Annotated in this window: 10 protein-coding genes; 6 read left to right on the plus strand and 4 right to left on the minus strand. The window is 70.1% G+C overall.

Annotated elements, in window-relative coordinates:
• Positions 1 to 92 precede the first annotated feature (92 nt).
• The 6 genes from ACWC5C_RS17870 (at position 93) to ACWC5C_RS17895 (ending at position 6824) form a co-directional block, all read left to right on the plus strand.
• A complete protein-coding gene (locus ACWC5C_RS17870; RefSeq protein ID WP_450876304.1) occupies positions 93 to 1106 on the plus strand; it encodes a hydroxyacid dehydrogenase in 1014 nt (337 codons plus the stop codon).
• Positions 1107 to 1226: 120 nt separating this feature from the next.
• Entirely contained in the window at positions 1227 to 2315 is a 1089-nt protein-coding gene (locus ACWC5C_RS17875) for a LacI family DNA-binding transcriptional regulator (protein WP_450876305.1), read from the plus strand.
• A 207-nt stretch (positions 2316 to 2522) separates the two neighbouring features.
• Complete coding sequence (locus tag ACWC5C_RS17880; protein ID WP_450876306.1) at positions 2523 to 3863, plus strand: ABC transporter substrate-binding protein; 1341 nt, start codon at positions 2523 to 2525, stop codon at positions 3861 to 3863.
• 8 nt (positions 3864 to 3871) lie between these two features.
• Positions 3872 to 4756, plus strand: a complete 885-nt coding sequence (locus ACWC5C_RS17885; protein WP_450876307.1) for a carbohydrate ABC transporter permease — start codon at positions 3872 to 3874, stop codon at positions 4754 to 4756.
• A complete protein-coding gene (locus ACWC5C_RS17890; RefSeq protein ID WP_450876308.1) occupies positions 4756 to 5694 on the plus strand; it encodes a carbohydrate ABC transporter permease in 939 nt (312 codons plus the stop codon). Before ACWC5C_RS17885 ends, ACWC5C_RS17890 begins: the two co-directional genes overlap by 1 nt.
• A 32-nt stretch (positions 5695 to 5726) precedes the next feature.
• The gene (locus tag ACWC5C_RS17895; RefSeq protein WP_450876309.1) at positions 5727 to 6824 is read left to right on the plus strand and encodes a LacI family DNA-binding transcriptional regulator; all 1098 of its coding nucleotides are present in this window, start codon (positions 5727 to 5729) and stop codon (positions 6822 to 6824) included.
• Here the strand turns inward: ACWC5C_RS17895 and ACWC5C_RS17900 are convergent.
• From ACWC5C_RS17900 to ACWC5C_RS17915, 4 genes are read right to left on the minus strand one after another with little or no spacing between them, the layout of a single operon-like run.
• A complete protein-coding gene (locus tag ACWC5C_RS17900) occupies positions 6818 to 7708 on the minus strand; it encodes a carbohydrate ABC transporter permease (protein WP_450876310.1) in 891 nt (296 codons plus the stop codon). The two genes, ACWC5C_RS17895 and ACWC5C_RS17900, sit on opposite strands and share 7 nt — an antisense overlap.
• Positions 7709 to 7766: 58 nt before the next feature.
• Positions 7767 to 8639, minus strand: a complete 873-nt coding sequence (locus ACWC5C_RS17905; RefSeq protein WP_450876311.1) for a carbohydrate ABC transporter permease — start codon at positions 8637 to 8639, stop codon at positions 7767 to 7769.
• Positions 8640 to 8673: 34 nt separating this feature from the next.
• On the minus strand, positions 8674 to 9978 hold the full coding sequence (locus tag ACWC5C_RS17910; protein ID WP_450876312.1) for an extracellular solute-binding protein: 1305 nt from the start codon (positions 9976 to 9978) through the stop codon (positions 8674 to 8676).
• On the minus strand, positions 9975 to 11855 hold the full coding sequence (locus tag ACWC5C_RS17915; protein ID WP_450876313.1) for a glycoside hydrolase family 2 protein: 1881 nt from the start codon (positions 11853 to 11855) through the stop codon (positions 9975 to 9977). Before ACWC5C_RS17915 ends, ACWC5C_RS17910 begins: the two co-directional genes overlap by 4 nt.
• Between the last annotated feature and the right edge of the window lie 37 nt (positions 11856 to 11892).

Here is an 11892-nt window from a genome sequence, read left to right on the forward strand (position 1 = left end):
CCGATTGACCTGCCTCCCCGTCAGATCTACGTTAGAAGACGCTTTCTGGCAGTGTTTCTACAAGAGTGTTTCCCCGGCGCCTCAGGAGAGTCATGCCCAGTGCCCAGCCGCCGAGAGCCGTGTTCGCCATGGACCCGGTGCACCTCCCGCTGCTCTTCCCGCCGCCGCTCATGGACCGGCTCCGGCAGGTGGCCGAGATCGACACCGCGCTCGTCGTACGGGACCTCACCGACCCCGCCGCCGCCCCCGCGCTGGCCCGGGCCGAGGTGCTCATCACCGGCTGGGGCTGCCCCCGCCTCGACGCCTCCGCCCTCGCCGCGGCGCCCGAGCTGCGCACCGTCCTGCACGCCGCGGGCTCCGTGCGCTCACTGATCGGCGACGCCCTGTGGGACGGCGGAATCACCGTGTCCAGCGCGGTCACCGGCAACGCCCTGCCGGTCGCGGAATACACCCTCGCCATGATCCTGCTCGCGGGCAAGGACGCCCTGGCCCACCGTGAACGCTTCCGGGACACCCACACCTTTCCCACCCCCGCCGAGACCTCGGCCACCGGCAACCTCGGCCGCCGGGTCGGCGTCATCGGCGCCTCACGCGTCGGCCGCCGACTGCTGGAGCTGCTGCGGCCGTTCGACTTCGCCGTCTCGCTGTACGACCCCTACGTGGACGCCGCCGAGGCCACGGAGCTCGGCGCCGAACCGCTGCCGCTGGAAGACCTGCTGCGCCGCAGTGACATCGTGAGCCTGCACGCCCCCGACATCCCCGAGACCCACCGGATGCTGGACCGTAAGCGGCTCGCCCTCATCAGGGACGGCGGCGTGCTGGTCAACACCTCCCGGGGCGCGCTGGTCGACACCCGGGCCCTCACCGACGAGCTGGTCACGGGCCGCCTGAGCGCGGTGCTGGACGTCACCGACCCCGAACCGCTGCCCGCCGGGTCCCCGCTGTACACACTCCCCAACGTCTTCCTCACCCCGCACATCGCCGGCTCGCTCGGCAACGAGCTGGCCCGCCTCGGCCGCGTCGTCGCCGAGGAGCTGGAACGCATGGTGGCGGGACTGCCGTTGGCCCACGAGGTGCGCCATGCGGACCTGGCGCGCGTCGCCTGAGGACCGCCCCTGCGGCCCGCCGCCGCGGAGTAACGATGGGATACGGTTTCCGCACCGGCGCAAGCCACGGGACCCGGCCCGGCCGGCGGGGGGAGTCGCTACGGTGAAGGAGCCGCTACGGTGAGCGAGCGCAAGGCGTCGGACGGCGCCGGACGGGCCACCATCCGCGACGTGGCGGAGCGCGCGGGTGTCTCCGTCGCCAGCGTCTCGCGCGTCCTGTCCGGCAACTATCCGGTGTCGGACGAGCTGCGTCGCCGGGTGATGAAGGTCGTACGGGACCTGGACTACGTCACCAACGCCCACGCCCGCTCACTGGCCGGCGGCGGCACGCCCACCGTGGCCATCCTCATCAACAACATCACCGGCGCCGCCTTCGCCCACGTGGCCAAGGGAGTCGAGGGCGCGGCCACGCTGCGCGGCTGGCTCTCGCTGGTCGGCACCACCGGAGACGACCCCGAGCGGGAACTCACGCTGGTGAACCTCATGCGCCAGCAGGGCGTCGCCGCGGTGGTCCTGCTCGGCGGCGCGTACGACGTCGACGAGTACCAGTTGAGGATGGCCCGGTTCGCCCGCTCCCTCGACGCGGCCGGATCGCGCCTCGTCCTGGTCGGCAGGCCGCCGCTGGAGGGCGACGTGGCGGCCACCACGGTCGACTACGACAACGAGGGCGGCGCCTACGCCATGGCCAGCCACCTGCTGTCCGCCGGGCACCGCCGGGTCCTCGTGCTGCCTGGCCACGCCGAACTCACCACGGCCCAGGGCCGGTTGAGGGGCGCCCAGCGGGCCTTCGAGGCGTACGGCGTCCCGTTCGACCCGGGCATGGTGCTCCACGGCCCGTACGACTACGGCCACGGGTACGAGGCGGTCGAGGAGGGCCTGCGCCGCGCGCTGGACTTCACGGCGGTGCTGGCGGGGACCGACGTGGTCGCCGCGGGCGCCATGCAGGCGCTGCGCGCCGCCGGGCTGAGGGTCCCCGAGGACGTCTCGATCGTCGGCTACGACGACATTCCGCTGGCCTCTCAGCTCACCCCGCAGCTGACGACCGTTCATGTGCCGTACGAGGAGATGGGGCGGGCCGCGCTGCGCGCGGTGGCCGACCGGCGCGAGGGTGGCGGTGGCCGCCGTGCGGGCGGTGACGGCGACCATCTGGTGCTGGGCACCCATGTCGTCGTACGGAACTCCGTCCAGCCGCCGGCCCGCCGTTCCTGACCACCGCCCCGGCGGACCACTGTCGTAAACGGTTTCCGCAACTCATCGCGTCCGGCCTCTTGTCGAGTCCAGGCCAACCGGCCTACCGTCCACAGCAACCGGTTACTACCGCTTTCGCTTGCCCGGCCTCCGCCTGCCGCGCCTGGCCGCCACCGACCCGCCGTCCTCGCGTTCCGGTAACGCCAACAGTCAAAGGATCACGGTCAGATGAACTTCACCCTGCCCCGGAGAAGGTTCTCCCGCGCCGCCGTCGCGGGTCTCGCGCTGACAGGTCTGCTCTCCGCTTGCGGCGGATCCGGCTCCGGGGGTCCTGGGTCATCCGGGGACTCGGGCCCGGTCACCCTCCCCTACTGGGGCTGGGCCAATGGCCATGAGGCCGTCGTCAAGGCGTTCAACGCGAGCCACCAGGACATCAAGCTCGAATACACCAAGGTCACCGACCAGTTGACGACGCAGAAGCAGCTGGCCAACGCCGTCAAGGCGGGCAAGGCCCCCTGTCTGGTCCAGAACACCGCCGAATACGTGACCACCCTCGTCTCGCAGGGTGTGCTCGCCGACATCACCCGGTACGTCCGCTCCGCGAAGGACAAGTTCAACGCCGGTGCGTGGGCGGGGGCCGGGGTGCAGGGCAAGGTCTACGGCGTTCCCACCAGCTCCGCGCCCGCCTTCACCATCCTCCGCACCGACATCTTCCGGAAGTACGGCCTGAAGCCGCCCGCGACCTGGGACGACTTCATCGCCGCCGGAAAGGTGCTGAAGAAGCACGGCATCCACATCACCAACTACGCGGGCGAGGACCCGAGCACGCTCGAAATCCTCGCGATGCAGGCGGGGGCGCACTGGTACGCCATCGACGGCAACGCCTGGCGGGTGAACTTCCAAGGCCCCGGCACCCTCAAGGCGGCGAAGGTGATCCAGCGGATCATCGACAACGATCTGAACTCCACGCTCTCCTTCGCCGACTACGCGGCGGTCCAGCGCAACTACGACAACGGCCGCACCGCCACCCGGCACATCTCCACCTGGCAGATGGCCGGTATGGTCCAGAACTTCACCAAATCCAACGGCAAGTGGGCGCTGTCCCCGTGGCCCGCCTTCCCGGGCGAACCGGCCAAGACCCCGGCCGGGACCAACCAGAGCGGCGGGCTCACCCTGGTGACCGAGCAGTGCGCGCACCAGGAGCAGGCCGCGGCCGCGGCGCTGTGGATGTCCACCGACAGCGGCGCCGTGTCCACCATGGCGAGTCCGGAGACCGGCAACGGCGTCATGCCCGCGCTGGCCGACAGCGCGGCGTACGTCGAGAAGCCGCTCTCCGCCAAGCTGCTCGGGGACCACTACGAACCGGGCAAGAAGGTGGTCACCGACAGCCTGAACACCGTCACCACCGACTGGATCTTCGGTCCGGACTGGACCGCGATGTTCACCGAACTGCAGTCCGGCTGGGCCAAGGTCCTGAACAAGCAGCAGAAGGTCACCGACCTGCTGGCCCATATGCAGAGGTGGACGGTGGCAGACCTGAAGTCCCGCGGCATCAGCGTCAAGGACTGAGGGCCCGCATGATCCGCTCCCAGCGCTGGAAGGGGGCCGCCTTCACGGTGCCCTTCCAGCTCGGCTTCGTCTTCCTCTACCTCGTCCCGATCGGCTACGCGGTCCACCAGTCCCTGTTCCGGGAGCAGCGCTCCGGCCTCGGACTCGGCGGCGCCACGGTGACGTTCGCCGGACTGGACAACTACCGGCACGGCCTGACCGACCCGGCGTTCATGGCCTCCGTCCTGCGGGTGGTGCTGTTCGCCTGTGTCCAGATCCCGGTGATGCTCGCCATCAGCCTGCTGCTCGCCCTGTGCCTGGACGCGCTCACCTCGCGGGCGGCCGCCCGGTTCCGGATGCTGCTGCTGATCCCGTACATGATCCCCGGGGTGGTGGCCGCCATCGTATGGATCAACCTCTACAGCCCCGATGTCGGCCCGCTGACCGCACTCGGCAGGTTCTTCGGGCTCTCCTGGAACTTCTTCGCGCCCTCGATGGTCTGGCCGTCCATCGGCAACCTGCTGACCTGGCACGGCATCGGCTACAACATGGTGATCATCTACGCGGCACTCCAGACGGTGCCCCGCGAGCTGTTCGAGGCCGCGCGGCTGGACGGCGCCTCCGAGACGCGCATCGCGCTGAGCATCAAGGTCCCACGGGTGCGCGGTGCACTGGTGCTGACCGGCATGCTCTCCATCATCCAGATGCTGCAGATCTTCAACGAGCCCGCGCTGTTCCGGAACGTCACGCCGCAGACGGTCAGCGACAGCTTCACCCCGATCATGATCGTCTACAACCAGGCGTTCAACGCGGGCGACTACCACTACGCCGCGGCGCTGTCGGTGCTGCTCGCCCTCGTCCTCGGTGCGGCCTCCTTCCTCTTCTACCGGCTGACCTCGAAGGAGACCGACTGATGGTGATGACGGAACCCGCCTCGGAATCCGCCCCGGAATCCGCCACCGAGCGGCCCGAGGCGCGCACGGTACGGCGGCTCGCCCGCCCCGATCCGGCCGCGCGCGGGCGAGGCGGCCAGCGCTTCCTGCTGCTCGGCCTGATCCTGGCCGGGGCGTACAGCCTCTTCCCGGTGTGGTGGCTGATCGTCGCCGCCACCAAGGACCGGACCGGGCTGTACCAGACCAGCGGTCTGTGGTTCTCCGGCATGCACCTGTGGGACAACCTGCACCAGCTGGTCACCTACGACCACGGCATCTTCCTGCGCTGGACCGCCAACTCGTTCCTGTACGCCGGAGTGGGGTCGCTCGGCGGCACCCTCATCGCCCTGGCCACCGGATATGGCCTCGCCCGCTTCGACTTCCCCGGGCGCGGCGTGGTGTTCGCGTGCGTCGTGGGCTCCTTCCTGATCCCGATCGCCCTGCTCACCCTCCCGCTGTATCTGATGTTCTCGTCCATCGGGCTGGTCGACACCCCCTGGGCCATGCTCATCCCGTGCCTGATCAACCCGTTCAGCGTGTACCTGGCCAAGGTCTACACCGAGTCCACGGTCCCCTTCGAACTCCTGGAAGCGGCCCGCCTGGACGGCGCCGGGGAACTGCGGATCTTCTTCAGCATCGTGCTGCGGATGATGGCCACCGGCGGCGCCACCGTGTTCCTGCTCGCCTTCGTCAACACCTGGAACGCCTTCTTCCTGCCGCTCACCGTGTTGCGCGGCGAGGAGAACTGGACCCTCAACCTGGGCCTGTACAACTGGACCGGCAAACGGCTGGAGTCGGGTATCGACCTGACCAGCCTCGTCCTGACCGGCGCACTGCTGTCGATCGTGCCGCTGGCCGTCATGATGACCGCGATGCGCCGCTACTGGCGGACCGGTGTCACCCTGGGCGCCCTCAAGTGACCGTGGCGCTCCGCAACGCCTAGGATCGCCCGGTGACCGCCGCGAACCAGCAGACCGGGAAGAGTGAGGCGTCGCCGGGCGATACGCGTGCGGGCGCGGCCCGGAGCGCCACCGTCAAGGACGTGGCGACGCTCGCCGGGGTCTCCCCGAAGACCGTGTCGAACGTCATCAACGGCTTCGTGCATGTGTCGCCCGCGACCCGGGAGCGGGTCCAGCGGGCCATCCGGCAGCTCGGCTACCGGCCCAATCGGGCCGCCCGCAATCTGCGCCGTGGCAGCACCGGCATGATCGCGCTGGTCCTGCCCGAGCTGGACGTCCCGTACTTCGCCGAACTGGGGCGCCACTTCCTCACCACGGCCGAGGCACACGGCCGCACCCTGCTCATCGAGCAGACCCTCGGCGACCGCGACCGCGAGGCGTCCGTCATCCACGGTCTCGGCGAGCGCATCGTGGACGGCCTGGTGGTCAGCCCGCTCGCCCTGCACGGCAGCGCGCTCGCGGGCCACCTCGGCGCCGTGCCGCTCGTGCTCATCGGCGAACGGCCCAGCGGCGGGCTCACCGACCGTGTGGTGATCGACAACGTGGCCGCCGCCCGGGAGGCGGTGACCCATATGATCCGTGGCGGGCGCCGCCGGATCGCCGCCGTCGGCCCGCAGCCCGAGCCGTACATCGGCACGCCGCTGCTGCGCAGGACCGGCTACCGCCAGGCGCTGGAGGAGGCCGGACTGCCGCTGGACCCCCGGCTGGAGCACGAAACCCCCCGCTACCACCTGCGGGAGGGCGCGCGGGCGATGGACGCGCTGCTGGACGGGGCCGAACCACCGGACGCCGTGTTCTGCTTCAACGACGCGCTGGCCCTCGGCGCGCTGCGCACCCTGTACGAGCGCGGGCTGCGGGTCCCGCAGGACGTGGCCGTGATGGGGTTCGACGACATCGAGGCCACCCGCTACAGCACGCCCAGCCTGAGCACCGTCGCCCCGGACAAGGGCGCCATCGCCCGGCACGCCGTCAGCCTGCTGCTGGAGCGGATCGACGCGCCGGGCAGACCGCCCCGGGAGGTGGTCGTCGGGCACACGCTGCGCGCCCGCGAGTCCACCGAGGGCGGCGCGATGCACGAGTACGGTCACTGACCTCCCAGGCCCGTGGTGGCCACCGACTTCACGATGCGGCGCTGGAAGAGCATGAAGACGATGAGCAGCGGGAGGGAGCCGAGGACCGAGGCGGCCGACTCCTGCGCGTTCCGGAGCCCGGTGGAGTCCTTGACGGTCGACAGCCCCACCGGCAGCGTCATCAGCTGGGGATCGCTGGTGCTGATGAACGGCCAGAGGAAGTTGTTCCAGGTGTTGATGAAGACGAAGATGGCCACCGCCGCCAGGATCGGCCGGGAAAGCGGCAGCACCACGTTCCAGAACACCCGGAAGCTTCCCGCCCCGTCGATCCGGGCCGCCTCCTCCAGCTCGCGCGGAATGCCGTCGAAGAACTTCTTCAGGATGAACACCATCGCGGGCGCCACCACTTGCGGCAGGATCACCGCCGCGTAGGTGTCGACGAGGTTCATCGCGAGCATCTGCCGGAACAGCGGCACGATCAGGATCTGCGGCGGCACCATGATCGAGGCGACGATGACGGCGAAGAGCACCCGGCGGCCGCGGAAGAGGGTGCGCGAGAAGGCGTACGCCGCCATCGCCGACACCGCCACGGTGAGCGCCGTGACGCACACGGCGACCACGACGCTGTTCACCGCCCACACCGGAAGGTTGCCCTGCCCGAAGATGGTCCGGTAGGCGTCGAGGGTGAAGCCCGCGTCGGGTAGCCAGTCGACGCCCGACGCGCTCGCGTCGACCTCCGACTTGAACGATGTGTCCACGCCCCAGCCGAACGGCACCCGCCAGACCACCGCCATCAGCGCCAGCGCCAGCAGCGTCAGCACACGGGGGAGGGGACCTGTCCCGAGGGTGGGGTGCCAGGCGCGGTCGCCGCCGGGGCGGCGCCGCCGGGCCACCTCGCGGGGCATGGTCGAGCGCGGTTTTCTCCGCGTACGGGGTGAGAGTGTCCCGGGGGCCATGGGGTGATCAGTCCTCCCTGCGCGAGAAGATCTTCAGTTGGGCGAGCGAGAGGATGATGATGACCGCGAAGAACACGTACGAGATCGCCGAGGCGTAGCCCAGCCGGTAGTTGGTGAAGCCGGTGTCGTAGATGTACTCCAGGATCGGCCGGGTGGCCCCGTCGGGACCGCCCTTGGTCAGCAGGTAGATCTGGTCGAACACCTTGAGCGACGCCATCACCTGCAACACCGCGATCATCACGGTGATCCGGCGCAGCTGCGGCAGCGTCACCGACCACAGCCTGCGCCACGCCCCGGCGCCGTCGAGCGCGGCCGCCTCGTAGAGGTGGTCGGGGATGGCCTGCAGCGCGGCCAGGTAGAGCAGGAAGTTGAAGCCCACGGTCCACCACAGGGTCACCAGCGCGATGGACCACATCGCGTACTTCTCGTCCGTCAGCCAGCCGATCCCTTCGATGCCGACCACGTCCAGCAGGCCGTTGAGCATGCCGCGATCCGGCTGGAACACCATGTTCCAGATCTGGTAGACCACCGCGACCGGCAGCAGATGCGAGGCGAAGAAGGACAGCCGCCACAGCCACTGCCCCGGCAGCCCCGTGTACACCAGCAGGGCCATCACGAGGGCGACGAGCACGAGCGGGACCGTGGACAGGATGGTGAACCAGACCGTGTTGCCGAGGGTCTGCCACACCTGGCCGTCGCCGAGCGCCTCGGTGTAGTTGTCCAGGCCGGTGAAGCTGCTGCCACCGGCCCCGGTGAGGCTCGCGTCGGTGAAGCTCATCCACAGGCCGATGCCGAGCGGCACGGCGAGGAAGAGCCCGAAGAACACCAGGAAGGGGGTGGCGAAGAGCCAGCCGGTGGCGCCCTGAGGGCGTGGCGTCATGACGATGCTCCTTTCCGTTGTGTTTCCCTCGCCATCAGGCCGGATTCGGCTGGGCCAGCAGGGTGTTGATCTGGGAGACCATCGTGCGGACCGCCTTCGCCGGGGACGAGCCGCCGATCGCGGGGTCGAGCGCCTGGGACATCCGCGTCTGGAAGTCCGAGCCGGAGCCCGCGAACCACACCGGAGGGTCGAGCGCGAGCTGCTGCGCGGCGGCCGCGTACTCGGACTGCGGGCGCAGCTTGGCGTACGCGGCGGACGAGACCGCCGGGGTGTACGCCGGGATATGACCGGCCGCCGCCCACTGGAGCCCGGACTTGACCAGCCCGGCGACGAACTGGTGGGTGCGGCGGCGCCGTTCGGGATCCGGGTTGTCCTGGTGCGGCAGCACCAGCGCGTGGCTGTCGGCGGCGCCCGCCGGACGGTCGTAGAACGTGGGGATGGGGGCGCCGCCCAGCCGGTCCTTCAGGGTTGACTGGTAGGTGGCCATGTCCCACTCGCCCGAGAAGATCATCGGTGACCGGCCGCCCGCGAAGGCGGCGATCGCCGTCTGCACGTCCATGGTGCGGCTGTCGCGTGCCAGCTCGGCCATGAAACGCACCACTTCGACGGCGGTGTCCTCGTCTATCTCGGCCCGCTCGCCACTGAGGTCGAAGGTGGCGCCGGTCTGGCTGAACAGCGTCCAGAACATCCGCCAGCTCATCGCCGGGTCGTTGGAGTGGCCGAAGACGGGCCCGAGCTTGCCACCGTCCTTGCGGAGCTTGTCCATCAGCTCCAGGGCGTGCCGTGGCGATTCGAAGGGCACGAGCCGCCCTTCGCCGGTCAGCAGACCCGCCTTGTCGAGGACGTCCCGGTCGAAGAAGACCACGAAGGGGTGGGTGTCCAGCGGGATGGCGTACGGAGTCCCCTCGTACAGGCTCCGTTTGACGAGCGTGCTGTTGAGGTCGTCCCGCTTCAGGCCGAACTCGGCCAGCAGATCCATGTCCCACGGGTCGAGCAGACCGCCGGGGGCGTAGCCCGCCAGCCGGGTGAGGTGCATGATGGCCACGTCGGGCGAGCGGCCACCGGCCGAGGCCATCGCGAGCTTGGTGTAATACGGCGGGCCCCACTCCAGGACCGTCGTCCTGACCTTGAGACCCGCTGTGCGCTTCTCGACGTCGCGCGTGAGCTGCTTCATCAGCGCGCCGTCCGGGCCGGTGAACAGGTTCCAGTAATTGATCTCGTCCGGGCTCGCCACGCTTCCGGCGATCGACCCGCAGCCGGTGAGCGCTGACCCGGTGGCGGCGGCGCCCGCGCCGTACAGCGCCCCGCGCAGCAGACCGCGCCGTGAGGGGTCGGTCACCGCCCCTCCTCGAAGGCTGCGGGGCGCACTTGGGCCGCTCGCACCCGCGCCACGTCCAGCTTGGGCCCGCGGTTGAAGCGGTAGACGCCGTTCTGTTCCTGGAACACATCGGTGAGCTGGGTGTAGCAGTAGCCGAACATCTGGGGGTCGTCCAGCAGCGCCGCCGTCAGCCCCGCGAAGCGCTCGTGGAACTCCTCCTCGCTCCGTGGCCGTTCCCCGTAACCCCAGGACACATCGCGGTCGTCCCCGGCGGCCGCGGCCTCCTCCGGATTCCACCAGATGCCGCCGAACTCGCTGCAGAAGTACGGCTGGCCACGGTACGTCAGCGACCACACCGCGTCGGTGTCCCGCTTCCCGGGATTGCCCGTGCGGTCTGGATTGATGAACGGTTCGTCCTTGTCCAGCCCCGCCATCTGGTGGCGGAACGCCTCCGGGTCCTGCTCGTAGCTGTGCGAGTCGTAGACGTCGGTCTCGGCCACGCGATGGGAGTAGCCGGAGGCGTCCAGCACCGGGCGGGAGGTGTCGGCGGCCTTGGTGGCCAGGAACATGGCCCGGGTGACGTCGTCCAGGACGGTCTGCCGGTCGTGGAGTTCCTGGTGTGTCTCGTTGAGCGGACACCAGCCGATGATCGACGGATGGGAGTAGTCCCGCTCCACGGCTTCCAGCCACTGGGCGACGAAACCGGCGGTCGGCCGCTGGTTGTCCCCGGTGGTACGCCCCTGGTTCGCCCCCCAGTCGCCGAACTCGCCCCACACCAGATAGCCCAGCCGGTCCGCGTGGTACAGGAACCGCTCCTCGAACACCTTCTGGTGCAGCCGGGCCCCGTTGAACCCGGCGGCCAGCGACAGTTCGATGTCGCGGACGAGGGCGGCATCGTCCGGCGCGGTCATCAGCCCGTCCGGGTACCAGCCCTGGTCGAGGACGAGCCGCTGGAAGACGGGGTGGCCGTTGAGCAGCAGCCGCTTGCCGTCGATGGCCACCGACCGCAGCCCGGCGGTGCACTCGGCGCGGTCGACGGCCCGGCCGTCGGCGTCCCGCAGCTCGATCCGTATCCGGTACAGATGCGGGTCCTCCGGCGACCACGGCCTGACGGCGTCCTCGGGCAGCGTGAGCACCAGCCGTGGCGCCAAGTCCAGGTCGGCGCGTACCGTCGCCTCGGCCACCGTGGCGCCGTCCGCGTCGCGTGCCGTGGCCGTGACCCGGTGGCCGGGGCGGTTGGCGCTGAGCGGCAGTTCGAGGTGGAACGCGCCGGAGCCGAGGTCGGGGGTGATCCGGGGCCTGCGCAGATGGACCTCGGGCACCGGCTCCATCCACACCGTCTGCCAGATGCCGGTGGTGCGGGTGTAGTGGCAGTCGCTGTTGGCGTAGTCGGTGGCCTGCTTGCCACGCGCCTGCGGCCCGTGGCGGGCGTCCCGCGCCCGTACGACGATCGTCACCTCGGCCTCGCCGCCCCCGGCCGCGCCCGCCACATCGCCGAGGTCGGTGGTGAAGGAGGTGAACCCGCCGCTGTGCCGGGCCACTTCGCGCCCGTCGGCCCACACCGTGGCGTCGTGGTCGACCGCCCCGAAGTGCAGCAGCACTCGACGCCCGGCCCAGGACGCCGGGATCCGCACCGTACGCCGGTACCAGACGGCGGGGTGGAAGTCGGTGTCCCCGATCCCCGACAGCTCGGACTCCGGGCAGAACGGGACGAGGATCCGCCCGCCTAACTCCGCGTGCACCAAGCCGCGTTCCAGACCGCTGTCGCCGGGGTCGAACGCGAACTGCCAGGTGCCGTTGAGGTTCAGCCAGTCTTCGCGGACGAAACCGGGACGCGGATATTCGGGTCGTGGAACATCGTTCGGGATATCGGGCGGAGCGGTGGCGGCGCTGGGCATGGTCAACTCCGGGGCGCGGAAGTGCGGTTCAGCGGGC

This window comes from Streptomyces sp. NPDC001700, assembly GCF_053596435.1.

What these genes read in the sequence shown, in the direction of transcription:
- ACWC5C_RS17870 (WP_450876304.1), top strand. Translation starts at nt 93, where the DNA reads ATGCCCAGTGCCCAGCCGCCGAGAGCCGTGTTCGCCATGGACCCGGTG.
- ACWC5C_RS17880 (WP_450876306.1), top strand. Translation starts at nt 2,523, where the DNA reads ATGAACTTCACCCTGCCCCGGAGAAGGTTCTCCCGCGCCGCCGTCGCG.
- ACWC5C_RS17885 (WP_450876307.1), top strand. Translation starts at nt 3,872, where the DNA reads ATGATCCGCTCCCAGCGCTGGAAGGGGGCCGCCTTCACGGTGCCCTTC.
- ACWC5C_RS17890 (WP_450876308.1), top strand. Translation starts at nt 4,756, where the DNA reads ATGGTGATGACGGAACCCGCCTCGGAATCCGCCCCGGAATCCGCCACC.
- ACWC5C_RS17900 (WP_450876310.1), bottom strand. Translation starts at nt 7,708, where the DNA reads ATGCCCCGCGAGGTGGCCCGGCGGCGCCGCCCCGGCGGCGACCGCGCC.
- ACWC5C_RS17905 (WP_450876311.1), bottom strand. Translation starts at nt 8,639, where the DNA reads ATGACGCCACGCCCTCAGGGCGCCACCGGCTGGCTCTTCGCCACCCCC.
- ACWC5C_RS17915 (WP_450876313.1), bottom strand. Translation starts at nt 11,855, where the DNA reads ATGCCCAGCGCCGCCACCGCTCCGCCCGATATCCCGAACGATGTTCCA.